The organism is Phycicoccus jejuensis (assembly GCF_000720925.1).
GTDB lineage: Bacteria > Actinomycetota > Actinomycetes > Actinomycetales > Dermatophilaceae > Phycicoccus > Phycicoccus jejuensis.
Genome location: NZ_JOEE01000004.1, coordinates 476,042 through 500,131 on the forward strand (window position 1 = coordinate 476,042; position 24,090 = coordinate 500,131).

Annotated in this window: 19 protein-coding genes; 13 read left to right on the forward strand and 6 right to left on the reverse strand. The window is 72.8% G+C overall.

All coding sequences use genetic code 11. The features are described from left to right. The first annotated feature begins 72 nt into the window (after positions 1–72). The 3 genes from dnaE (at position 73) to IG69_RS0110765 (ending at position 7,880) form a co-directional block, all read left to right on the forward strand. On the forward strand, positions 73–3,693 hold the full coding sequence (gene dnaE, locus IG69_RS0110755) for a DNA polymerase III subunit alpha (RefSeq protein ID WP_030528169.1): 3,621 nt from the start codon (positions 73–75) through the stop codon (positions 3,691–3,693). A 157-nt stretch (positions 3,694–3,850) separates the two neighbouring features. Beyond that, a complete protein-coding gene (locus IG69_RS0110760) occupies positions 3,851–5,665 on the forward strand; it encodes a bifunctional metallophosphatase/5'-nucleotidase (protein WP_036829684.1) in 1,815 nt (604 codons plus the stop codon). A 73-nt stretch (positions 5,666–5,738) separates the two neighbouring features. Beyond that, positions 5,739–7,880 (forward strand): S9 family peptidase, encoded by a 2,142-nt coding sequence (locus IG69_RS0110765; RefSeq protein WP_036829686.1) that lies wholly within the window; start codon positions 5,739–5,741, stop codon positions 7,878–7,880. Here IG69_RS0110765 and IG69_RS0110770 read toward each other — a convergent pair. Next, entirely contained in the window at positions 7,870–8,733 is an 864-nt protein-coding gene (locus tag IG69_RS0110770; protein ID WP_157577500.1) for a universal stress protein, read from the reverse strand. The two genes, IG69_RS0110765 and IG69_RS0110770, sit on opposite strands and share 11 nt — an antisense overlap. A gap of 224 nt (positions 8,734–8,957) precedes the next feature. On the opposite strand from IG69_RS0110770, the gene mtnA reads away from it, so the two are divergent. Genes mtnA through IG69_RS0110785 form a run of 3 tightly spaced genes read left to right on the forward strand, consistent with a single transcriptional unit; the run spans position 8,958 to position 11,477 of the window. Beyond that, a complete protein-coding gene (gene mtnA / locus IG69_RS0110775; protein WP_030528173.1) occupies positions 8,958–10,007 on the forward strand; it encodes an S-methyl-5-thioribose-1-phosphate isomerase in 1,050 nt (349 codons plus the stop codon). Positions 10,008–10,050: 43 nt separating this feature from the next. After that, positions 10,051–10,704, forward strand: coding sequence for a SatD family protein (locus IG69_RS0110780; protein ID WP_036829687.1), 654 nt, complete (start codon positions 10,051–10,053; stop codon positions 10,702–10,704). Continuing rightward, complete coding sequence (locus IG69_RS0110785) at positions 10,701–11,477, forward strand: hypothetical protein (RefSeq protein WP_030528175.1); 777 nt, start codon at positions 10,701–10,703, stop codon at positions 11,475–11,477. The genes IG69_RS0110780 and IG69_RS0110785 overlap by 4 nt, the downstream gene beginning before the upstream one ends. A 19-nt stretch (positions 11,478–11,496) precedes the next feature. On the opposite strand, the gene IG69_RS0110790 is transcribed toward IG69_RS0110785, so the two are convergent. Continuing rightward, complete coding sequence (locus IG69_RS0110790) at positions 11,497–12,162, reverse strand: class II aldolase/adducin family protein (RefSeq protein WP_051750428.1); 666 nt, start codon at positions 12,160–12,162, stop codon at positions 11,497–11,499. A gap of 50 nt (positions 12,163–12,212) precedes the next feature. Then, entirely contained in the window at positions 12,213–13,148 is a 936-nt protein-coding gene (locus IG69_RS0110795) for an NAD-dependent epimerase/dehydratase family protein (RefSeq protein ID WP_084696726.1), read from the reverse strand. Positions 13,149–13,209: 61 nt separating this feature from the next. Here IG69_RS0110795 and IG69_RS0110800 point away from each other — a divergent pair, with 61 nt between their 5' ends. Then, positions 13,210–13,989 carry a thioesterase family protein gene (locus IG69_RS0110800; RefSeq protein ID WP_030528178.1) on the forward strand — a complete coding sequence of 260 codons (780 nt, stop codon included), beginning with the start codon at positions 13,210–13,212 and terminating at the stop codon, positions 13,987–13,989. Positions 13,990–14,010: 21 nt separating this feature from the next. Here the strand turns inward: IG69_RS0110800 and glpK (IG69_RS0110805) are convergent, their stop codons facing one another. Together glpK (IG69_RS0110805) and IG69_RS0110810 are read right to left on the reverse strand one after the other, a co-directional pair. After that, a complete protein-coding gene (gene glpK / locus IG69_RS0110805; RefSeq protein ID WP_030528179.1) occupies positions 14,011–15,513 on the reverse strand; it encodes a glycerol kinase GlpK in 1,503 nt (500 codons plus the stop codon). Further along, entirely contained in the window at positions 15,510–16,280 is a 771-nt protein-coding gene (locus IG69_RS0110810) for an IclR family transcriptional regulator (RefSeq protein WP_030528180.1), read from the reverse strand. Before IG69_RS0110810 ends, glpK (IG69_RS0110805) begins: the two co-directional genes overlap by 4 nt. A gap of 153 nt (positions 16,281–16,433) precedes the next feature. Here IG69_RS0110810 and IG69_RS0110815 point away from each other — a divergent pair, with 153 nt between their 5' ends. From IG69_RS0110815 to IG69_RS0110825, 3 genes are read left to right on the forward strand one after another with little or no spacing between them, the layout of a single operon-like run. Further along, a complete protein-coding gene (locus IG69_RS0110815; RefSeq protein WP_030528181.1) occupies positions 16,434–17,279 on the forward strand; it encodes an MIP/aquaporin family protein in 846 nt (281 codons plus the stop codon). 30 nt (positions 17,280–17,309) lie between these two features. Continuing rightward, the gene (glpK, locus tag IG69_RS0110820; RefSeq protein ID WP_030528182.1) at positions 17,310–18,827 is read left to right on the forward strand and encodes a glycerol kinase GlpK; all 1,518 of its coding nucleotides are present in this window, start codon (positions 17,310–17,312) and stop codon (positions 18,825–18,827) included. Further along, entirely contained in the window at positions 18,824–20,542 is a 1,719-nt protein-coding gene (locus IG69_RS0110825; RefSeq protein ID WP_030528183.1) for a glycerol-3-phosphate dehydrogenase/oxidase, read from the forward strand. Before glpK (IG69_RS0110820) ends, IG69_RS0110825 begins: the two co-directional genes overlap by 4 nt. A gap of 53 nt (positions 20,543–20,595) precedes the next feature. Here IG69_RS0110825 and IG69_RS22950 read toward each other — a convergent pair whose 3' ends face one another. Beyond that, positions 20,596–21,222 (reverse strand): universal stress protein, encoded by a 627-nt coding sequence (locus tag IG69_RS22950; RefSeq protein WP_245616128.1) that lies wholly within the window; start codon positions 21,220–21,222, stop codon positions 20,596–20,598. Between IG69_RS22950 and IG69_RS22955 the strand changes: the two genes are divergently transcribed. The 3 genes from IG69_RS22955 to IG69_RS0110835 all read left to right on the forward strand — a co-directional run bounded on the left by IG69_RS22955 (position 21,164) and on the right by IG69_RS0110835 (position 23,849). Further along, positions 21,164–21,340, forward strand: coding sequence for a hypothetical protein (locus IG69_RS22955; protein WP_235504535.1), 177 nt, complete (start codon positions 21,164–21,166; stop codon positions 21,338–21,340). The genes IG69_RS22950 and IG69_RS22955 overlap by 59 nt on opposite strands. Before the next feature lie 185 nt (positions 21,341–21,525). Further along, positions 21,526–21,915, forward strand: coding sequence for a hypothetical protein (locus tag IG69_RS22960; RefSeq protein WP_051750430.1), 390 nt, complete (start codon positions 21,526–21,528; stop codon positions 21,913–21,915). 251 nt (positions 21,916–22,166) lie between these two features. Then, the gene (locus IG69_RS0110835; protein ID WP_030528185.1) at positions 22,167–23,849 is read left to right on the forward strand and encodes an APC family permease; all 1,683 of its coding nucleotides are present in this window, start codon (positions 22,167–22,169) and stop codon (positions 23,847–23,849) included. Positions 23,850–24,090: the final 241 nt, after the last annotated feature.

The following is a 24,090-nucleotide window of genomic DNA, read 5'->3' on the forward strand; positions in this document are numbered from 1 at the left end:
CGGCGGGGGCTCGCGGCGACACGGACCCCGACACGCCGAGGGTGTCCCCGGGGCGACCTAGGATGGTCCGCGATGTCCACCCCCGCCGCCCCGACCCCGAGCCCCACGTCGTCCTCGAAGGGCGACTCGTTCGTGCACCTGCACGTGCACACCGAGTACTCGATGCTCGACGGCGCGGCCCGCATCGGCGACCTGTTCACCCGCGCCGCCGAGATGGGGATGCCCGCCCTCGCGACGACCGACCACGGGTACGTCTTCGGGGCGTACGAGTTCTGGAAGAAGGCCCAGGGCACGGGGGTCAAACCGATCATCGGCGTCGAGGCGTACGTCACCCCGGGCACCCACCGCACCGACAAGACGCGCGTCAAGTGGGGCGACGAGCGCACCCGTCCCGGCGACGACGTGTCCGGCTCCGGCGCCTACACGCACATGACGCTGCTGGCCCGCGACAACACCGGCCTGCACAACCTCTTCCGGATGGACAGCCAGGCCTCCCTGGACCAGGTCTACGCGAAGTGGCCGCGCGTCGACCGCGAGCTGCTCGACCAGTACGGCCAGGGCCTCATCGCGACCACGGGCTGCCCCTCCGGCGAGATCCAGACCCGCATCCGCCTCGGCCAGTACGACCTCGCGAAGCAGGCCGCCGCGGACTTCCGCGACATCTTCGGCCGCGAGAACTTCTTCTGCGAGCTGATGGACCACGGCCTCGACATCGAGCGCCGGGTGCAGCAGGACCTCCTGCGCCTGGCCCGTGAGCTCGACCTCCCGCTCGTCGCGACGAACGACCTGCACTACACGAGCCCCGAGGACGCCAAGGCCCACGGCGCGCTGCTGTGCGTCCAGTCGGGCTCGACGATGATGGACCCGGGCCGGTTCAAGTTCGACGCCGACGACTTCTACCTCAAGAGCCCGGCCGAGATGCGCCACACCTGGCGCGAGCTGCCCGAGGCCTGCGACAACACGCTCCTCATCGCCGAGATGTGCGACATCTCGTTCACCGAGGGCGAGGGCCGGTACATGCCGCGCTTCCCCTGCCCGCCCGGCGAGGACGAGACGAGCTGGTTCGTCAAGGAGGTCCAGAAGGGCCTGCACGAGCGCTTCCCCGGCGGCATCCCCGAGTACGCCCAGAAGCAGGCGGACTACGAGGCCGAGGTCATCGTCTCCAAGGGCTACCCGGGGTACTTCCTCGTCGTCGCCGACTTCATCACCTGGGCCAAGGAGAACGGGATCCGCGTCGGCCCGGGCCGTGGCTCGGGTGCGGGCTCGATGTGCGCCTACGCGATGAAGATCACCGACCTCGACCCCGTCCCGCACGGCCTGATCTTCGAGCGGTTCCTCAACCCCGAGCGCGCGTCGATGCCCGACTTCGACGTCGACTTCGACGAGCGCCGGCGCGGCGAGGTCATCCGCTACGTCACCGAGAAGTACGGCGCCGAGCGGGTCGCGCAGATCGTCACGTACGGCACGATCAAGGCCAAGCAGGCCGTCAAGGACTCCGCCCGCGTCATGGGCCACCCGTTCGCCGTCGGCGAGCAGCTGACCAAGGCGATGCCGCCGGACGTCATGGGCAAGGGTGTGCCGCTGTCGGGCATCTACGACCCGAACCACCCCCGCTACGGCGAGGGCAAGGAGTTCCGCGACCTCGTCGCGCAGGAGCAGCACCTCCAGGAGGTCGTCGAGACCGCGAAGGGCCTCGAGGGCCTCAAGCGGCAGTGGGGCGTGCACGCGGCCGGCGTCATCATGTCGAGCGAGCCGCTCATCGACGTCATCCCGATCATGCGACGCCTGCAGGACGGGCAGGTCATCACGCAGTTCGACTACCCGAGCTGTGAGTCGCTCGGCCTGGTCAAGATGGACTTCCTCGGGCTGCGCAACCTGACGATCCTCGACGACGCGATCATCAACGTGCGCTCCAACCGCGGCGAGGAGATCGACCTCGACGCGCTGTCCAAGGACATGACCGACAAGGCCACCTACGACCTCCTCGCGCGGGGCGACACCCTCGGGGTCTTCCAGCTCGACGGCGGCGGGATGCGCACGCTGCTCAAGCTGATGCAGCCGGACAACTTCGAGGACATCTCCGCGGCCCTCGCGCTCTACCGCCCCGGGCCGATGGGCGTCAACGCGCACACGAACTTCGCCCTGCGCAAGAACGGCAAGCAGGAGCTCGTCCCGCTCGACCCGCAGCTGAAGGGCAAGCTCCAGCCCGAGATGGTCGAGGCGCTCGAGCCGATCCTCCAGACGACCTACGGCCTGGTGATCTACCAGGAGCAGGTCATGGAGATCGCGCAGAAGCTCGCCGGGTACACCCTCGGCAACGCCGACCTCCTGCGCCGCGCGATGGGCAAGAAGAAGAAGGAGGTGCTCGACAAGGAGTACGTCCCCTTCTCCGACGGCATGAAGGCCAACGGCTACAACGAGGCCTCCGTCGCGGCCCTGTGGGGCGTCCTCGTCCCGTTCTCCGACTACGCGTTCAACAAGGCGCACACCGCCGCCTACGGCCTCGTCTCGTACTGGACGGGCTACCTCAAGGCCAACTACCCGGCCGAGTACATGGCCGCGCTGCTCACGAGCGTCGGCGACGACAAGGACAAGTCGGCCCTCTACCTCGGCGAGTGCCGCCGGATGGGCATCAAGGTCCTCCCGCCGGACGTCAACGACTCCGTCGGGCCGTTCGCCGCGGTCGGCACCGACATCCGCTTCGGCCTGCACGCGATCCGCAACGTCGGCCAGAACGTCGTCGAGGCGATCATCGCCGCCCGCGAGGAGAAGGGACGCTTCACCTCCTTCCGCGACTTCATGTCCAAGGTGCCGGCGGTCGTCTGCAACAAGCGAACCATCGAGTCGCTCATCAAGGGCGGCGCGTTCGACGGCCTGGCCGAGACCCGGATGGGCCTGCTGCGCATCCACGAGGAGTACGTCGACGCGTTCGTCGCGGTCAAGCGGCAGGAGGCGATCGGGCAGGACAGCCTCTTCGGGGCCTTCGCCGACGACGCCGGCTCCGGCGGGGGCGGCGGCGACATGATGGGCCTCGCGCCCGTGCCCGGGGTCGAGTGGGACAAGCAGACCCTGCTCTCCTTCGAGCGCGAGATGCTCGGCCTCTACGTCTCCGACCACCCGCTCTTCGGGGTCGAGCACGTCCTCTCCGCGCACGCCGACACCCAGATCGCCGCCCTGACCGGCGACGACGCCGGCCGGCCCGAGGGGGCGATGGTCACCATCGCCGGCCTCATCACCGGCCTGCAGATCAAGCGCACGAAGAAGGGCGACCTCTGGGCCATCGCGACCCTCGAGGACCTCGCCGGCTCGATCGAGTGCCTGTTCTTCCCCAGCGCGTACATGACCGTGGCGGGGATGCTCCAGCAGGACCAGATCGCCGTGGTGCGCGGCAAGCTCAACAAGCGCGACGACTCGGTGTCGATCTATGCCCAGGAGCTCACCCTGCCGGACGTGAGCGAGGGGCCGCGCGGCCCGGTCGTCGTGACGATGGAGACCGTCCGGGCGACCCCGCAGCGCATCGAGGAGCTCAAGGGCGTCCTCACCAACCACCCGGGCACGACCGAGGTCCACCTCAAGCTCGTCAAGCCCGGGCGGACCGTCGAGATCCGTCTCGACCCGGCCTACCGGGTCTCCGCCGACGGTGCCCTCTTCGGTGACCTCAAGGTGCTGCTCGGCCCGCGCTGTCTGTCCTGAGCGCCCGCGGGTCGACCGCGCGGTGAACGTCCGGCGACACCGGGAACCCGCTGCCCGCCAGGAGGTGCCGTCGCGTGGACTTTCTCCTAGGGTCTACCCCGTGCGGCCGCCCGGACAGGGGGTGGCCCGCCCGGAGAATCCCAGGAGAACCCCCACGATGAGATCGACCCGACGACGCGTCCTCGGTGCGGGTGTCGCCGCCGCCGCCCTCGCGACCTTCGCCGCCGGCACGCCTGCCGCGCTGGCCGGGGGCCACGACGACCACCACGGCCGTGGCCACCACCCGAAGCCGCCGGCGACGACGACGGTGCAGCTGCTCTCGTTCAACGACTACCACGGTCACCTCGAGGCGACCGACGGTCCGCTGAGCAAGACCCTCGACCCGAGCCAGACCCCGGTCGGCGGCGCCGAGTACCTCTCGACCGCGCTGTCCACGCTGCGGGCCAAGGCCCCGAAGGGCAGCTCGCTGACCGTCGCGGCCGGTGACCTCATCGGCGGCTCGACGTTCCTCTCGGGCCTCTTCCACGACGAGCCGTCGGTCGAGTCGCTCAACGCGATGAAGCTCGACGTCAGCAGCGTCGGCAACCACGAGTTCGACGAGGGCACCACCGAGCTGCTGCGCATGCAGAAGGGTGGCTGCCACCCGACGGACGGTTGCTACTTCCCGTCGCAGCCTTACGCCGGCGCCGACTTCCAGTGGCTCGCCGCCAACGTCGTCCTCAAGCAGCAGGCGAGCAAGGACAAGGACCGCAAGGGCCACCACCACCACCACGACAAGGAGCGCACGCTCCTGCCGGCGACCTCGATCAAGAAGGTCAACGGCGTCAAGGTCGGCTTCATCGGCATGACCCTCGAGGGCACCCCGAGCCTCGTCGACCCGGCCGGCGTCGCGAACGTCGACTTCAAGGACGAGGTCGAGACCGCGAACAAGCAGGCGCGCGAGCTGCGCAAGAAGGGCGTCAGCTCGATCGTCGTCCTGCTCCACGAGGGCGGCGTCCAGAGCGGCACCTACCAGCAGTGCGTCGGCATCTCCGACCCGATCGCGACGATCGCCAGGACGATGACCGCCGACGTCGACGCCATCATCACCGGGCACACCCACCAGCCCTACACCTGCTCGATCCCGGACCCGAAGGGCAACCCGCGCCTGGTGACCAGCGCCGCGTCCTACGGCCAGGTCGTCTCCGAGACCAACCTCGTCATCGACCGCCGCACCGGCGAGGTCGACCGGAAGAAGTCGACCTCGGTCAACCACCTCGTGAGCCGCACCGCCTTCGCGAAGGACGCGACGCAGACGGCGATCATCGACAAGTGGAAGGCCCTGTCGGGCCCGCTCGCCGCGCAGGTCGTCGGCAGCAACACGCAGGACATCACCGGTGACTCCAGCGGCAACCGCGGCATCGAGACCCCGATGGCCGACCTCGTCGCCGACGCGATCCTCTTCGGGACCCAGGCCCCGGCCAACGGTGGCGCCCAGCTCGCGCTGATGAACGTCGGCGGCGTGCGCGCCAGCCTGCTCCTCGCGCCGAAGTACGCGGAGGGCACCGGCCAGATCACCTACGCCGAGGCCTACGACGTCGCGCCGTTCGGCAACATCCTCACGACGCTCGACCTCACCGGGGCCGAGCTGAAGGCCGTCCTCGAGCAGCAGTACGTCCCCGGCCGCGCCGGTGGCCGTGACGCGCTCGGGCTCGGTGTCTCGGACGGCTTCTCCTACACGTGGGACGCCACCCAGCCGGCCGGCAGCCGGGTCGTGCCGGGGTCGATGACCCTGAACGGCACGCCGATGGACATGAACGCCACCTACCGCGTCGCGACCATCAACTTCCTCGCCAACGGGGGTGACTCCTTCACCGCGTTCTCCGCGGGGAAGAACGTCCTCGGCGGCAAGGAGGACCTGGCCAACCTCGTCGACTACTTCGGGGCCACGCCCAACCTCACCGCTCCGGCGGACCGCGTCGCCGGGCTCTGACCCGCGAGGCACCGACGAGGGCCGTACCCCACCGGGGTGCGGCCCTCGCCGTGTCCGTGGCTAGGGTGACGCCATGCCGAGCCCGACCCCGCCCACCGCCCCGCGCCGCGAGCACGTCCGCGAGCACCACGGGGACCGGGTGCTCGACCCGTACTGGTGGATGCGCGACCTCGAGGACCCCGCGCTGCGCGAGTACCTCGAGGCCGAGAACGCCTACGCCGAGGCGATGACCGAGCACCTCGCCCCGCTGCGGACGACGCTCTTCGACGAGATCCGCGCGCGGGTCAAGGAGGACGACCTCTCGGTGCCCGTCGCGAGCGGTCCGTGGTGGTACTTCTCGCGCACCGCGGAGGGCAAGCAGTACGCCATCCACGTGCGGGTGCCGCGCACCGACGGCGACCCGCGCCCCGACCCCGAGGGTGAGGCCCTGCCGGGGGAGCAGGTGCTGCTCGACGGCAACGTCGAGGCGGGTGAGTCGGAGTTCTTCTCGCTCGGGGCCCTCACGGTCAGCGCGGACCACCGGCTGCTCGCCTTCGCCGTCGACACCGCCGGTGACGAGCGCTTCGACCTCGTCGTCCGCGAGGTGGCGACGGGCCGCGTCCTCGACGACACGCTGACCGGCATCGGGTACGGGGTCGAGCTGAGCCGCGACGGCTCCTTCGTCTTCTACACCCGCGTCGACGACGCCTGGCGGCCGCACCAGCTGTGGCGCCACCGCGTCGGCGGCGACCCCGGCGACGACGTCCTCGTCCACGAAGAGACCGACGAGCGCTTCTGGATGGGTGTGAGCAGCAGCCGCGACGAGCGCTGGCTCCTGCTCGGGCTCGGCTCCAAGACCACCTCCGAGGTGTGGATGCTCCCCTCGGACGACCCCGAGGGCCAGTGGCGCGTCGTCGCGCCGCGGCGCGAGGGCGTCGAGTACGACGTCGAGCCGGCCGACGACCGGCTGCTCGTCGTGCACAACGCCGACGACCCGGACTCCGACCTCGCGTGGGCGCCGCTCGACGCGACGAGCCACGAGCAGTGGGTGCCGCTGCTGGCCTCCGGCGACGGGGAGCGCTTCGTCGGCGTCGACGCGTTCGACGACGCGACCGTCCTCTCGCTGCGCACGGGTGGCCTCACCGCGCTGCGTGTGCTGCCGCGCGACGTCACCTCCGTCTCCGGCCACGGGACCCCGTGGGACGTCGAGGTCGGGACGGCGGTGCACTCGATCGGCCTCGGCGACAACCCGGAGCCCGACCAGCGGTCGGTCCAGGTGGTCGTCGAGTCGTGGACCACGCCGCGGACGGTGCTCGACGTCGACCTCGCGACGGGGGAGCGGACCGAGCTCAAGCGCCAGCCGGTGCTCGGCGGGTTCGACGCCGCCGACTACGAGGAGTCGCGCGAGTGGGCCACGGCGCCGGACGGCACGCCCGTGCCGGTGTCCGTCGTGCGCCGTCGTGGCGTCGTGGCCGACGGCACCAACCCGGGGCTGCTCGCGGCCTACGGCGCCTACGAGATCTCGTCCGACCCGTACTTCTCGGTCGCACGGCTCGGGCTGCTCGACCGCGGCGTCGTGTTCGCCGTCGCGCACGTCCGCGGCGGCGGCGAGATGGGCCGCCGCTGGTACGACGAGGGCAAGCTGCTCGCCAAGCCGAACACCTTCTCCGACACCGTCGCCGCCGCAGAGCACCTCGTCGCGACGGGATGGGTCGCGCCGCACCGGCTCGGCCTCGAGGGTGGCTCCGCCGGCGGGCTGCTCGTCGGCGCCGTCCTCAACGCGGCGCCCGGCCTGTTCCGCGTCGCGCACGCGGCGGTGCCCTTCGTCGACGCGCTGACCACCATCCTCCAGCCGGAGCTGCCGCTCACCGTGGGGGAGTGGGAGGAGTGGGGCAACCCGCTCGAGGACCCGGAGGTGTACGCGACGATGCGGGCGTACACGCCGTACGAGAACGTGCGGCCCGAGGCCTACCCGGCGGTCCTCGCGACGACCAGCCTGCACGACACGCGCGTCTACGTCACCGAGCCGGCCAAGTGGGTCGCCCGCCTGCGCGAGACCGTGACCAACGACCCCGCGACCCACCCGGTGCTCCTGCGCACCGAGCTGTCCGCCGGCCACGGCGGCCGCTCGGGCCGCTACGCCGCCTGGGAGCAGATCGCGTGGGAGTGGGCGTTCGTCCTCGACCGGCTCGGGGCCACCGAGCGCGTCGACGGCCCCGGGACCCTCAGCGGCTGACGAGCACCGGGCAGGCGCTGCGCGAGACGACGCGCAGCGCGCTCGACCCGACGCGCAGGCCCTCGAAGCCGCCGCGTCCCCGCGCGCCGACGACGAGGAGGCTCGCGCCCTCGCTGCTCGCGGCGAGGGCGTGCACCGGGTCGTCGCGCACGACGTGGACCTCGACCTTGGCGTCGGGGTGCTCCGGGCCCGGGGCCGCGGCCTCCCGCTCCACCATCTGCTCGACGCCCGCGACGTAGTCCTCCCAGCTCGAGGCGTCGGCGAGGGTCGGGTCGGTCGCGGCGCGCGCCTGCCAGGCGTGGACGGCGTCGACCGTCCCGCTCAGGACGTCCGCCTCCCGGACGGCCGTCCGCAGCGCTCCGACGGAGGAGTCGGAGCCGTCGAACCCGACGACGACCCGGCCGCCGGAGACCGGGGTGCTGGCGGCGCTCGTGTGGCCGACGACGAGCACGGGGCAGCGGGCGTGGGTGAGCACCTGCATCGCGACCGCGCCCAGCCCGGCGCGGCTGAGCACCCCGTGGCCGGCGACGCCGACGACGACGAGCGCGGCGGTCTGCGAGGAGGCGACGAGGGAGGTGCTGGCGTAGCCGTCGTGCAGGGCGGAGGTGACGGTGAGGTCGGGATGGGCGGCGTGGGCGCGGGCCACCGCGACGTCGAGGAGCCGCCGGCCGTGGTCGGTGACGACCGAGCGGTCGGCCAGCGCACCGAAGCCGAGCATCGGCAGGTCGGGCGCGAAGGCGTGGAGCACGTGCAGGGTCATCCCGCGGGTGCTCGCGAAGTGGGCGGCCTGGACGACGGCGGCCTCCGAGAGCGGAGACCCGTCGACCCCGACGACGACCCGGGACTGGTTCATCGACTCGTCCTTCCCGTGCAGCACACCCGGCGGCGGGCTGCGACTTTTCGGGAGGTCCGTCGTCGAGGGAGGTGGGGTGCCTCCACCTCCGACCGTCCCACCGTGCGCTCTCCGGAGCAAGGGGGTGCCCGGTCCGTGGCCCCGGCGGCGGCGTCCCTGGCGTCGACTCCGCGGCGGCGACCCTGGCGTGCAGGGGCCGACGCCCGGGGTCGTAGGCTCGCGCCATGACCGTGCGTGCGATCGAATGGGTCCCCGGCGCGGGCACCGACGGCCGGGGTGTGCTGCGCATCCTCGACCAGACCGTCCTGCCCGCTTCGACCACCTACCTCGACCTCGAGACCGTCGACGCGCTGGTCGCGGCCATCGAGGTCCTCGCCGTGCGGGGTGCGCCGGCCCTCGGGGTGGCGGGTGCCCTCGGCGTGGTGGTGGCCCTCGACGAGGGCCGGCGCGTGGGCTGGGATGCCGGGCGGCTCGACTTCGAGATCGACCGGGTCCGCAACGCCCGCCCCACGGCGGTCAACCTCGCGTGGGGCGTGGACCAGGTCCGGGGCCTGATGCCGCAGGGGCGTGAGGCCGTCCTGCGGGCCGCGCTCGAGCTGGCCGCCGACGACGAGGCCGCCAACCGTGAGCTCTCGCGCCAGGCCGCCGACTGGCTGCTGGCCCGCACCGGGCGCGACCGGCTGCGCATCCTCACCCATTGCAACGCGGGGATGCTCGCCACCTCGGCGTGGGGCACCGCGCTCGGCGTGGTCCGCGAGCTGCACGCCCGCGGCGCGGTCGAGTTCGTCTACGCCGACGAGACCCGCCCGCTGCTGCAGGGCGCCCGGCTCACCGCCTGGGAGCTGGCCGCCGACGGCATTCCGCACGCGGTGCAGGTCGACAGCGCCGCCGCCTCGACCATCCTGCGCGGGCTCGTCGACTGCGCCGTCGTCGGAGCCGACCGGATCGCGGCCAACGGTGACGTCGCGAACAAGATCGGCACCCTCGGGGTGGCGCTCGCGTGTCACGAGGCCGGCGTCCCGCTGCTCGTGGCCGCGCCGTGGTCGACGGTCGACCTCGCCATGGCCGACGGTGCGGGCATCGAGGTCGAGGAGCGCGCCGGCGACGAGGTCACCACCCTCGCGGGGGTCCGCACGGCCCCGGCCTCCTCGGCGGGGTTCAACCCCGCCTTCGACGTGACCCCGGCGCGGTTCGTCGCGGCGGTGGCGACCGAACGAGGAGTCATCGAGCCCGCCGCCGGACAGACACCGGGCGACACCGCGCCGCCAGCCTGAAGGTATGCGCCTCATCTGGTCCGGATGAAGGTATGCTCTTCACATGACACCGATGAAGCCGGAGGCTTCAGCGCACGTCCTGATCGGCGACATCGTCGCGTCCCGGCGCGCCCAGGACCGGCGGAGGGTCCACGATGCCGTGCTCCGGGCGCTGACCGCCACCGAGGCGGCGGTGCCGTCGCTGCGCGGCCTGCGGGTGACGGTGGGCGACGAGTTCCAGGGGGCCTACCGCTCGCTGGGTGAGGCGTTGGACGCCGCCCTGCGGGTGCGCCTCGAGCTCCTGCCCGACGTCGACGTCCGCCTGGGGGTGGGCGGCGGCACGGCGACGCTGCTGGATGCCGAGCGCGGCATCGAGGACGGGTCGGCCTGGTGGGCGGCCCGCGACGCCATCGACGCCGTCGAGGCCGCCGCCGACCGGGCCCCCACCCGCCTCCTGCGCACCGGCCTGCGCGACGCCGGGGGGCCCGACCCGCGGGTCGACGCCGTCAACGCGGCGCTGCTGTGTCGGGACCACCTGGTTGGATCTCTCTCGGAACGCTCACTGCGGCTGCTGAGGGGGCTCATGGATCCCGGGACCACCCAGGCCGACCTCGCCGCGCGCGAGGGGGTCAGTGCCTCCGCGGTGTCCCAGCGCGTGCGCTCCGACGGGGTCGGCGCCGTGCTCGCCGCGCACGAGCTGCTGCGAGCGTTGCCGTGACCTGGCTCGGGGTGTGGCTGCTGGGGGTCGGCGTGGCCGACCTGGTCCGTGCCGCCCGGCGGCCGGCCGTGTCGCGCTGGGCGTCCTGGGCCGGGGTGGCCCTGGTGGTGCTCGTCGGCGCCGCGGCCGGGCTGTTCGGGGTCGGCGACGCCGTGGCCCTGGTCGGCGCCGTGCTGTCGCTGCTGCTGTGGCAGCGGTGGTCCGACGCCGCCCTGGCCAACGGCCGCGGGCACGCCCGCTCGCTCGCCGCTCTCGGCGGCGGGGCGGCCTGGCTCGTGGCGCTGTCCGGCTGGGCGTCACCCGCCGGCGGCCTCGTCGGGCGCTGGCTGCGCTGGGCCGAGCTGCCGAGCGCGCTGGCCGGCGCCACGGTGGCGCAGGTCCTGCTCGTGCTCGGGCTCCTGGTGGCGAACCTGGCCACCGGCAACGTCGTCGTCCGGCTGGTGCTGGTCAGCATCGGGGCCCTGCGCCCGCTGGGGCGGGCCCGTGCCGCGGCCGTGGCGATGCCCGAGCCGGCGCTGCAGCTGCGCGGCGGGCGCCTTCTCGGCCCGATGGAGCGCGTCGTCATCCTCGGGCTCGGGCTCGCGGGGCAGCCCACCGCCGCCGCCCTGGTCATCGCGGCCAAGGGCCTGATCCGCTTCCCCGAGCTGCAGAGCAAGCGCAGCGACCGCGAGAGCCTCGCCGGCACCGGGATCGACGAGGTGACCGAGTACTTCCTGGTCGGCTCGTTCGTGTCGTGGCTCATCGCGCTGGGCAGCCTGTTCCTGGCCCGGTGACCCGGGGCGGCCGGCCGCCTCAGACGTCGATGATGCGGCCCTTCCACTGCGCCGGGAAGTCGGTGCCGGTGTCGCCCGCCTGCAGCAGCCGGTAGGTCATGGCGGCGGCCTCCTCGAGGTTCAGGGCCCGGCGCAGGGCCATCGCCACGGTGTCGCCGAGGGCCGAGCAGCCGTGGTGGGCCAGCACCACGGCGTCGTGGTCGCGGGCGGCCCCGGCAGCGGCCTCGGCGAGCTCGTCGCTGCCCGACGGCATGAACGGCACCCGCCCCGCGCTCCCGAGGTAGTACTGGTGGTCCAGGGTGGTGAACCGGATCGGCGCGCCGAGCATGTCGACGAGCAGCACGTGCTGGGGGTGCAGGTGCACGATGGCGCGCACGTCCTCGCGGACGGCGTAGGTGCGCTGGTGCAGCTTCCACTCCACCGAGGGGCGGGCGGCGCCGCCCACCCGCTCACCCGCGGGCGTCAGCTCGGCGAAGTCGTCCGGGGTGAGGCGGTCGAGCCAGGTGCCGGTGGCCGTGACGACGAACCGGTCGGTGCCGGGGACCCGGGCCGAGAGGTTGCCGCCGCTGGCCTGCACCAGCCCTCGGGCGACCACCTGTCGGCCGGCGTCGACGAGCTGGTCGAGGATCTCGGCCGGCCCGGGGGCGGCCCCGGAGCCGGTCTCGGAGGGTGGGTTCGCGCTCACGGGGCGATCATGCCGCACCGCTCCCGGCCCGGGGCCCGCGGTGGGCGCGCTCAGCCGACGTGGTCGCGCCAGGAGTGCCGCGGCTCGTAGCCGAGCACCCGGCGGGCCTTGTCGATGCCGAGCAGCGTCTCGTGCTCGCCGAGCTCCTTGGTCAGCGGAACGTCCGGGTAGACCTCCGCCATCAGGCTCGCGCTGGAGCGGCTCATCACGGTGTCGGCGTTGGCGATGACGAAGACGTCCGCGCCGGGCACGTCGTGGGCCAGCGCCTTCTCGACGGCCTGGGCGCCGTCGCGCGCGTCGATGTAACCCCACAGGTTCCAGCGCCGCAGCTGCGGGTCGGCGTCGAACGAGGGGAACTGCGCGTAGTCCTCGACGTCCATGACGTTCGAGAAGCGCAGGCCGACCGCCACCAGCGCGGGCTGCCAGCGGCAGAAGTGCCGCGCCAGATCCTCCTCGAGCGCCTTGTTCAGCGAGTAGGTCGACTCCGGCCGCGGCGCGTACTCCTCGTCGACGGGGGCGTAGGGCGGCGGGGTGTCGAACGGCAGGCCCAGGACGGTCTCGCTCGAGGCCCACACCAGTGTCGTGATGCCGAGGGCACGGGCCGCGGCGAACACGTTGTAGGTGGCGGCCGAGTTGTTCGCGAAGGTGGCCGCGTTCGTCGTCATCCCCGGGGCCGGGATGGCGGCCAGGTGCACCACGGCGTCGACGGCGTCGTGCTCGTCGACCCCGCCCCCGAAGGCCTCGACCACCTGGCCGTAGTCGGTGAGGTCGGCCACGACGAACTCGCCCGGCACGTCGCGGGGGTCGCCGGCCGGGTCGCGGTCGATGGCCAGCACGTCGAGACCGATCGCCCGCAGGTGGGTCACGACGGCGCGGCCCAGCTTGCCGTGGGCGCCGGTGACGGCGACACGGCGTGGGAGCGCGCCCGCCCGGTCGGCGGGGGGCGGGACGGACGACGAGGAGGGTGCGGTGGGGGAGTCGCTCATGTCCTCATCCTCGCCCGTCGTAGGGTCGGCGTCGGACATCGGCACCAGGGAGGATGACGGCGTGGCCTACTTCGAGCGACTCGGCGCGAACCGGTTCCGTGCCACCGAGCGCACCGGTGGCGCCTGGCGCGAGGACGAGCAGCACATCTCACCGGCCCTGGGCCTGCTGGCGCACCTGGTCGAGCGCGACCGCGACGCCCGGCGCGACGACGGCCTGGTGGTGACGCGGCTCTGCTACGACATCCTGGGCACCGTCCCCGTGGCGGAGGTCGACGTCGAGGTCCGCGTGCTGCGGCCCGGCCGGACCATCGAGCTGGTCGAGGCCGCCATGTCCCACGCGGGGCGTCCGGTGGTGCTGCTGCGGGCCTGGCTCATGGCGCAGCGCGACACGGCGACGGTGGCCGGCACCGCGCTGCCCTCGATCCCGGCCCCCGCGGAGCTCGCGCCGTGGGGGCCGAGCGCCCTCTGGCCGGGCGGGTTCATCGGGTCGGTCGAGTTGCGGCGCCATCTCGAGGAGCCCGGCCGTGGCTGGTTCTGGGTCCGCACCGACGTGCCCCTGCTGGCCGACGAGCCGGTGAGCACCCTGGCCCGCACCGCCGGGCTGCTCGACATCGCCAACGGGATGACGGTGCGGGCCGACCCGCGTGAGGTGCACTACCCGAACATCGACCTGACGGCCCACCTGCTGCGGCTGCCCGCCGAGGGCTGGCTCGGGGTGGATGCAACGGTCACGTTCGGCGACAACGGGATCGGCCTCACCAGCAGCCGGCTCCACGACGAGACCGGCCCGCTCGGCACCTTGGCCCAGACCCTCACCGTCCGTCCGCGTCCCCGCGGCTGACGGCACGGCGGGCGCCGGCTCTCAACCCAGCCGGGCGTGGCCCCAGCCGATGGCCAGGCGGACCGCGGCCGACCACAGGGCGTGGGCCCGTTCGCGCTCGACCGGGCCGATCTGGCTGCGCCACTCGGCGGCCCGGTGCCAGTTGGCACGCAGCACCTGCCGGTCGGGCCAGTAGCCCACGGCCAGACCGGCCGCGTACGCCGCACCCAGGGCGACGCTCTCGGCCATCATCGGGCGGATCACCGGGACGTCGAGCACGTCGGCGAGCGTCTGCATGAGGAGGTTGTTGGCCGTCATCCCGCCGTCGACGGCGAGTGAGGCGATGGGCACGCCGGCGTCGGCCACCATCGCGTCGATGACGTCCTTGGCCTGCCAGGCGCACGCCTCGAGCACCGCGCGGGCGATGTGACCCTTGGTCGTGTAGCCGGTGAGCCCGACCACGATCCCCTGCGCGCTGGGCTCCCAGTGTGGCGCGAACAGCCCGGCGAACGCGGGGACGACGTAGCAGCCACCGCAGTCGTCGACGGTCCGGGCGAGCGTCTCGATCTCGGCGGGGGAGCGCACCAGGGACAGGCTCGTGCGGCACCACTCCACGAGCGCGCCCGCCACCGCGACCGACCCCTCGAGCGCGTACACCGGGGGCGCGCCCTCCTCCGAGACCGCGACGGTGGTGATGAGCCCGGACCCGGACCGGACGATGTCGGGGCCGGTGTTCATGAGGAGGAAGGTGCCGGTGCCGAAGGTGCACTTGGCATCGCCCGGGTCGAAGGCGGCCTGGCCGAAGAGCGAGGCCTGTTGGTCACCGAGGACCGCGCTGATCGGGATGCCGGCCAGCGGCTCGACCGTGGTCGCCAGCTCGCCGATGGACGGCCTGATCTCGGGGAGCATCGCCGCCGGCACGTGGAGGGCCGCGAGGAGCTCGGGGTCCCACTGCATGGTCTCGAGGTCCATGAGGAGGGTGCGGCTGGCGTTCGTCGGGTCGGTGACGTGGAGGCGGCCGCCGGTGAGGTTCCACACGAGCCAGGTGTCCATCGTGCCGAACAGGAGCTCGCCGCGCTCGGCCCGCGCCCGGAGGTCGGCGTCGCTGTCCAGGAGCCAGCGCAGCTTGGGCCCCGACGGGTAGGGCGACAGGGGAAGGCCGGTGCGCCGGAGCAGCTCCGCGGGGTCGAGGTGGTCGGTGAGCGCGTCGAGCTGCCCGGCGGTGCGGGTGTCCTGCCAGACGACGGCCGGCGCGACCGGGCGGCCGCTGTCGCGGTCCCAGACCACGGTCGTCTCGCGCTGGTTGGTGATCCCGAGCCCGGCGATGTCCTCCGGCCCCAGCCCGGCGTCCTCCAGGGCCTGAGGCAGCAGCTCACGGACCAGACCCCAGATCTCCTCGGCGTCGTGCTCGACCCATCCGGGACGGGGGTAGATCTGTCGGTGCTGTCGCTGCGCGACCGAGACCATCCGGCCGGCGTGGTCGAAGAGGAGGCAGCGAGTGGAGGTCGTGCCCTGGTCGATCGCCGCGACCACGCTGCGGCTCATCCGCGCCGCCCGTGGCCGAGCTCGCGGGAGACCGCCCGGGCCGCGTCGACGACGTGCTCGGCGAGGGCCGCGCGCGGCCGCTGGCGCGGGTCACAGATGCTGTCGACGGGGCCCTCGATGCCGACGGCCGCCACGACGTAGCCGGACCGGTCACGCACCGGGGCGGCGATCGAGGCCAGGCCGGGGCGCCACTCCTCGACCGAGGCGGCCCACCCGGTGTCGCGCACGTCGGCGAGCTCCCGGTGCAGCCGGGGCGGGTCGACCACGGTCCGGTAGGTGTGGCTCTCGAGGGCGCCGTCGTTGATCGTGCGGGCGGCGCGGGGGTCGTGCGCGAGGATGGCCTTCCCCAGCGCGGTGGCGTGCAGTGGTCTCGCGGAGCCGGTCTGGAGCGACTGCACGCTGGCGTCGGGGCGGAACACGTGGTGGACGACCAGTGCCTCGCCCGCCTCGTAGCGCGCGACGAGAGCGGCCTCGTGGGTGTGGCCGGCCAAGGCATCGGTCCAGTTGATGGCACGGGCGCGCAGCTCGTTGCGGTCCAGGGGAGCGGCGCCGAGATGCAGGAGGTCGGCGCCCACCGAGTAGCAGCCCGACTCGGCGTCCTGGTCGACGAACCCGACGTCGCGCAGGGTCTGCACCAGGCCGTGCACGGTCGTCTTCGCCAGATCGAGCGCCCCCGCCAGGTGGGCGAGGCTCACCGGCTCCTGCTCGACCGCGAGGATCTGCAGGATCGCGGCCGCTCGCTCGACCGACTGGACCCGCCCTGGCATGTCAGCACGGTACGACGCGCACCGTCGCCGTGGCGTTCGGCAATCCCGAACGCCCCAACGTTCGACGGTGTCGAACGCGAGCCGTTGGACCGTCCTCGCGGGCTGCTTACCGTCCGCATCACGCAAACCCGTTCCCTGACATAGGAGTCAGACATGGATACCCACACCCGGAGAACGCTGGTCGGTGAGCTCCTCGCGGAGTTCGCCGGCACCGCCATCCTCATCCTCTTCGGGGTGGGCGTGGTGGCGCAGGTCGTCACGGGCGCCGGCGCGCTCGGCGACCACGACTCGATCGCCTGGGCCTGGGGCCTCGGCGTCACCTTCGGCGTCTACGCCGCCGCCCGGATCAGCGGGGCGCACCTCAACCCCGCCGTCACCGTGGCCCTGGCCGCGTTCGCCGGCTTCTCGTGGCGCAAGGTGCTGCCGTACTCGATCGCCCAGATCGCCGGCGCCTTCGTGGCCGCACTGATCGTCCGGTGGGTGTACGACGACGCCATCAGCCTCGTCGACCCCGGCCACACCATCGCCACGCAGGGCATCTTCTCGACCCTCCCCGGCAACGGGTCGCTCGACATCGGGGTGGGCACGGCGTTCCTCGACCAGGTGGTCGGGACCGCGATCCTGCTCTTCGTCATCCTCGCGCTGACCGACACCCGCAACGCCGCCCCCGTCGCGTGGTTCGCGCCGTTCGTCATCGGGCTGCTCGTCGTCGCGATCGGGATGGCGTGGGGGACCAACGCGGGCTACGCCATCAACCCGGCGCGTGACTTCGGGCCCCGCCTGGCCAGCTTCTTCACCGGCTACTCCACGGCCTTCGAGGACCAGTACGGCGGCCTCTACTTCTGGGTTCCGATCGTCGCTCCCCTGATCGGTGGCCTCCTCGGGGGCGCCGCCTACACCCTCGGCCTCGGGCGGTTCATGCCCGACGAGGCCGAGCCCGAGAAGGTGGGCCGGGTCGCGGCCGAGCCCACCCCCGAGACCGCAGACGCCCGCGCCTGAACCCCATCCCCGCGTCAAAGGAGACACCCCATGGCTGACTACGTCGGCGCCATCGACCAGGGCACCACCAGCACCCGCTTCATGATCTTCGACCACGGCGGCAACGAGGTGGCGCGCCACCAGCTCGAGCACGAGCAGATCATGCCGCGCGCCGGTTGGGTCGAGCACAACCCGGTCGAGATCTGGGAGCGCACGAGCTCGGTCCTGCAGACCGCCCTCGGTCGCTCCGGCCTCACCGGGAACGACCTCGTCGCGCTCGGCATCACCAACCAGCGCGAGACGACCGTGGTGTGGAACCGCCGCACCGGCCGCCCGTACTACAACGCGATCGTCTGGCAGGACACCCGGACCGACTCCATCGCCAAGCGGCTCGACGAGGACGAGCGGGGCCAGGTGATCCGCCGCAAGGCCGGGCTGCCGCCGGCGCCGTACTTCTCCGGCGGCAAGATCCAGTGGATCCTCGAGAACGTCGACGGCGTGCGCGCGGCCGCCGAGGCCGGCGACGCGATCTTCGGCACCACCGACACCTGGCTGCTGTGGAACCTCACCGGCGGCGTCCGGGGCGGGGTCCACGTCACCGACGTGACCAACGCCAGCCGCACCATGCTCATGGACCTGGAGACCCTCGACTGGGACGACGAGCTGCTGGGCTTCTTCGACATCCCGCGGCAGATGCTGCCCGAGATCCGGCCGTCGTCGGACCCGCGCGGGTACGGCACGACCCTCGCCGAGGGCCCGCTCGCGGCCGAGGTGCCCCTCACGGCGGCGCTCGGCGACCAGCAGGCCGCCATGGTCGGCCAGGTGTGCCTGGCGCCCGGCGAAGCGAAGAACACCTACGGCACCGGGAACTTCCTCCTGCTCAACACCGGCACCGAGCTGGTGCGGTCGGACAACGGGCTGCTGACGACCGTCTGCTACCAGTTCGGCGAGGACAAGCCGGTCTACGCCCTCGAGGGCTCGATCGCCGTCACCGGGTCGGCGGTGCAGTGGCTGCGCGACCAGCTGGGCATCATCAGCGGCGCGGCCCACAGCGAGGCGCTCGCGCGTCAGGTGCCGGACAACGGCGGGGTGTACTTCGTGCCCGCCTTCTCGGGCCTCTTCGCGCCCTACTGGCGCTCCGACGCCCGCGGCGCCATCGTCGGGCTCTCGCGCTTCAACACCAACGCCCACATCGCCCGGGCCACCCTGGAGGCGATCTGCTACCAGTCCCGCGACGTCGCCGACGCGATGGAGAAGGACTCCGGGGTGCGCCTGGAGGTCCTCAAGGTCGACGGCGGGGTGACGGCCAACGACCTGTGCATGCAGATCCAGGCCGACGTCCTCGGGGTGCCGGTGAGCCGTCCGGTCGTCGCCGAGACCACGGCCCTGGGGTCGGCCTACGCGGCCGGCCTGGCCGTCGGCTTCTGGTCCGACCCGGAGGAGCTGCGCGCCAACTGGAACGAGGACCGGCGGTGGACGCCGGTGTGGTCCGAGGAGGAGCGGCAGGAGGGCTACCGCGGCTGGCAGAAGGCGGTCACCCGGACCTTGGACTGGGTGGAGGTGCGATGAGCGCCGGCCCGACCGCCACGACGGGGCGCCTCGACCCGGCCGCCCGCACCGACGCGCTGCGACGGATGGCGCAGGAGACCCTCGACGTCCTGGTCGTCGGCGGTGGCGTGGTCGGGGCCGGCACGGCCCTCGACGCGGCGACGCGCGGCTTGCGCGTCGGCCTCGTCGAGGCCCGCGACTACGCCGCGGGCACCTCGAGCCGCTCGAGCAAGCTCGTGCACGGCGGCCTGCGCTACCTCGAGCAGCTGGACTTCGGGCTGGTGCGGGAGGCGTTGCGCGAGCGCTCGCTCATCCTGCACCGGCTCGCGCCGCACCTGGCCCGACCCGTTCCGTTCCTCTACCCGTTGTCGCACCGGGTGTGGGAGCGGGCCTACGTCGGCAGCGGCGTCCTGCTCTACGACACGATGGGTGGGCGCAAGGGCGTGCCGCGCCACCGGCACCTCTCGCGGCGCCGGGCGATGGCGGAGTTCCCGGGGCTGCGCGACGACGTCCTCGTCGGGGCGATCCAGTACCACGACGGCCAGGTGGACGACGCCCGGCACACGATGATGATCGCCCGGACGGCGGCGGCGCACGGGGCGCTGCTCGCGACCAGCGCCCGCGTGGGGGAGCTGCTCCGCGAGGGTGAGAGTGTCGTCGGCGCCGTCGTCACCGACCTCGAGACCGGCGAGCGGGTGCCGGTCCGGGCCCGGCGCACGGTGAACGCGGCCGGGGTGTGGACCGACCAGATCCAGGAGCTCGTGGGCGGTACCGGCCAGATCTCGGTCCGGGCCTCCAAGGGCGTGCACGTGCTGGTGCCGCGAGACCGGATCGACTCGCGCACCGGCCTGATCAGCCGCACCGAGAAGAGCGTGCTGTTCGTCATCCCGTGGGACGAGCACTGGATCATCGGCACGACCGACACCGACTGGGACCTCGACCTGGCGCATCCGGCCGCGAGCCGCTCCGACGTGGACTACCTGCTCGAGCACGCGAACCGCCTCCTGCGCCGGCCGCTGACCCACGACGACGTCGTGGGGGTGTACGCCGGGCTTCGCCCGCTGCTCTCGGGCGAGTCCGACGACACGAGCACGCTCTCGCGCGAGCACGCGGTGGTCCGGCCGGTCCCCGGCCTGGTCATGGTCGCCGGCGGGAAGTACACGACGTACCGCGTGATGGCCCGCGACGCCGTCGACGCCGCGGTGCGCGACCTCCCGGACCGGGTGCCCCCGTCACGAACCGAGGACGTGCTCATCGCCGGCGCCGAGGGCTACGCGGCGCTCTGGGAGGGCCGGGGCCGGCTCGCGGCCGAGGCGGGGCTGTCGACGGCGCGGGTCGAGCACCTGCTGCGGCGGTACGGCTCGCTCACGCACGAGCTGCTCGCCCTGGTCGCGGACCGGCCCGAGCTCGGGCGCCCGCTCGAACACGCCCCGCGCTACCTGGCGGTCGAGGCGCTGTACGCGGCGTCGGCCGAGGGCGCGCTGCACCTGGACGACGTCCTCACCCGCAGGACCCGGATCTCGATCGAGACCCCGGACCGGGGGGTGGGCGCGGCCGCCCAGGTCGCGCAGCTCGTCGCGCCGGTGCTGGGGTGGTCGGAGGCGGACGCCGAGAACGAGGTCCGGCACTACCGGGCGCGGGTCGAGGCCGAGCTCGACTCGCAGCGACAGCCCGATGACCGGACGGCGGACGCGGCGCGGCTGGGTGCGCCCGACGTGCGCGGGGTGCGCGGCTGAGGCCGTCCCCCGGCGGAGGCCGGCCACCGGCGGGGGCGGCCGCCGAGGACGACTCAGGGCTCGAGGGGCGGCCGGGCGGCGGACGGGGCCACGAGGACGGGGCACGGGCTGGCGTGCAGCAGACGGCTGCTGACGCCGCCGAGGAGCAGCCCGGCGAAGCCGCCACTGCCCCGTGAGCCCACCACCAGCAGCTGTGCCGACCGGGCCGTCTCCCGGAGAACCGGCACTGGTTCACCCCGGAGGATCTCGGTGCGGACCGCGACGTCGGGGTACGTCTGCGCCCAGCCCACCATCATCTCGGAGACGGAGAGCTCCTCGGCCTCGTAGGCGGGATGCTCACCGTCTGCCCAGCGGCTCGCGTCGTCGAAGGCGCCCGGGTGCTCCATCCACCACGCATGGACCGCAACCAACGGGGCCGAGCGGCGGGAGGCCTCCGCGAAGGCCAGACCGATCGCCGGGCGGCTGTGCTCGCCCGCGTCGACGCCGACGACGACCGGTCCGCGGGAGGGGAGGGGGACACCCTCGGGGACGACGAGGACGGGGCACCGGGAGTGCATCGCGACCTGGTGGGTGGTGGCGCCGAGGACCTCGCCGGCCAGCCGGCCGAGCCGCCCCGCGCCGATGACGACGACCTCGGCGTGGGCGCTGGCCCGCACGATCGCCGCCGCCGGGGACTCCAGGGCGGTGCACGAGGTGACGGCGACCTGCCCGTCGGTGGCCAGCCGGCTGGCCCACGGGTGCGTCGACGTCGACGGCGACGACGACGGACCCGACCGGGGTGGCGTGGTGCACGGCTGACCTCCTAGTGGTGGGGCCCACGGTGCTCGTCGTCCGGGGCGCCGGACAGAGCCGAAGGTCCCGCGGGCGGCGGGGCGCTCCAGGCGCTCCGGGACCTTCGGCCAGGGCCTCGCGCCGAAAGGCGCGCGAGTGTGGGTGCCGTGGCGGACCGGCGCGGCGACCGGCCATGGTGGAGAGGAGCTCCGATGACCGGCAGGGTGATGTCGACGGCCGCCGGCCCGGCAGGGGAGCCGCGCCCGGGCCCGGACCGGTGGGCCCGGGGGTGGCTGGGCGTGACCCTCGTCGGGGTGCTGGCCGCGTTCGTGGTGGGTGACGGCGTGGCCACGATGGTGGGGGTGCCCGACCAGGGGACGGCCACGCCGGGTCAGGGACTCGTGGTCGTGACGGCGGTCCTCCCGCTCGTGCTCCTCCCGGCGTGGCTGACCTGGAGGTCGGACCGTCGAGGACGCCTCCCCGGCGACCGGTTGTTGCGGCGTACCGGCGCCGTGGCGGCTGCTGTGGCGGCCGGCTTCGCGCTGCTCGTCGTGGGCGGATGGCTCGTGCTGGTGGCGTCCTGGGGCGTCGACCGGCTCTGAGCGACGACGGCGGCGAAGGCAGCCGCCGACGTGCTCCGAGTACCGGCGGCGCGCGGAACTGGCCGCTGCGGGCTCCAGTTCCCGGCCCGATGTCCCCTGACCTCGACGTTTGTCGGAATGTGAATTGCACGGACACGGAACCACCATTGATGCCATTGGGCGCGGACAATGGCACGTGGTGTAACGGGGGATCGCCATATCCTGCGGCACCGTTTTCCTGAGCCTTCGGTCTCCAGAGAAAGCGATCTGCCATGGCCACAGACACCTCGGCGGCTGTCGAGACAGAACAACCCGCGCTCAAGCGTCACGTCGGGATCATCGGTCTCCTCTTCGCGAGCATCGGTTCGATCATCGGGTCGGGTTGGTTGTTCGGCGCTCTCAACGCCTCGAAGGAGGCAGGTCCCGCGGCGATCATCTCGTGGGCCCTGGGTGGGGTGATGGTCCTCGCCATCGCGCTGGTCTACGCGGAGCTGGGGGTGATGTTCCCGCTGTCCGGCGGGGTGATCCGCTTCCCACACCTGGCGTTCGGCTCGTTCGCCAGCTACACCACCGGCTGGATCACCTGGGTGGGGGCGAGTACGACCGCTCCCATCGAGGTGCTGGCGGCGCTGCAGTACGGCACCAAGTACGCGCCGTTCACGCAGGAGGCCCAGGCCGGCGGCCAGACGGTGCACACGCTCACCGGGCTCGGCTACGCCGTCGCCGTGGTGCTCATGGCCATCTTCGTGGTCATCAACTACTTCGGCATCCGCTGGTTCGCGCGTATCAACAACGCCCTGGTCTGGTGGAAACTCGGGATCATCGTGCTCGTCGTCGTGGCGTTCCTCGTCAGCGCGTTCCACGGCGAGAACTTCTCCAGCCACGGGTTCAAGCCGGCGGGCTGGCACGGCGTCTTCAGCGCGATCGCCACCTCGGGGATCGTCTTCTCCTACCTCGGCTTCCGCCAGGGCGTCGAGCTCGCCGGCGAGACCGACAACCCGCGCAAGAACGTCCCCATCGCGGTCATCGGCTCGGTGCTCATCACGGCGGTCATCTACATCGCCCTGCAGGTCGCCTTCATCGGAGCGCTGGACCCGAGCCTGCTCAGTGGCCCCCAGGCGTGGAGCAACCTCAGCTTCGAGAACGACTTCGGGCCCCTGGCCGCCCTGGCCACGGCCCTCGGGTTGGGCTGGTTGGCGGTGCTGCTCTACATCGACGCGATCATCTCCCCCGGGGACACCGGCCTGATCTACACCACGCTGACCTCTCGACTGTCCTACGCGATGGCGCGCAACGGGAACGCCCCGCAGCGACTGGCGAAGACGACCGATCGCGGCGTGCCGCTGTTCAGCCTGATCGTGACGTTCGTCGTCGGCCTCATCGTGTTCCTGCCTTTCCCCAGCTGGCAGCAGCTGGTCGGCTTCATCACCTCGGCCACCGTGCTCTCCTTCGCCTCCGGGCCGCTGGTGCTGACGGCACTGCGCAAGCGGGTTCCCGACCAGCCGCGTCCGTTCCGGCTGCCCGGCGGCCACGCCCTCCCGCTGTTCGCGTTCTGGGCGTCGAACCTGATCGTGTACTGGTCCGGGTGGCTGACCGGCTGGAAGCTCTACCTCTCCGTGCTGGTCGGTTTCGTGCTGCTCGGCCTGTTCAAGGTGTTCGGCGGCGTGCGTCAGGCGCCGCTGCACTTCTGGAACGGCGTCTCGTGGCTCTTCCCCTGGCTGGGCGGCCTGGCCCTGATCTCCTACTTGGGCAACTTCCCGGAGAAGTCGGCCGGCGCCGGGAACCTCGGGGTGCTGAACTTCGAGTGGTCCGCGGTGCTCCTCGCCGCTCTGTCGGTGCTCGTCTACATCATCGCCACCCGAGTGGCGCTGCCGGCCGACGCGGTGGTGGAGCACATCGAGCAGTCCAAGGAGGAGGCTGCCGTCGAGGACGCCGAGCTGGGGGCGACCTCCTGACCCCTGATCCGACCCCGGTGATCCTGACGGCGCCACGGCGGGTCCCCTCCCACCCCGGTGGTCTCGTGGAGTCGCTCGCAGCATCGCAGGTCAGCGCCCACCGGGCCGAGAAGCTCCTCGGCCCGGTGGGCGCACTGATGTGGCGGTGCCGGCGGTGGGCCCACCGGCGGTGGGCCGGCGCCGGGGGAGCGGGGTCAGGCGCTGATGGCGCGCCGACCCTCGTTCTTGCTGCTGATCTCCA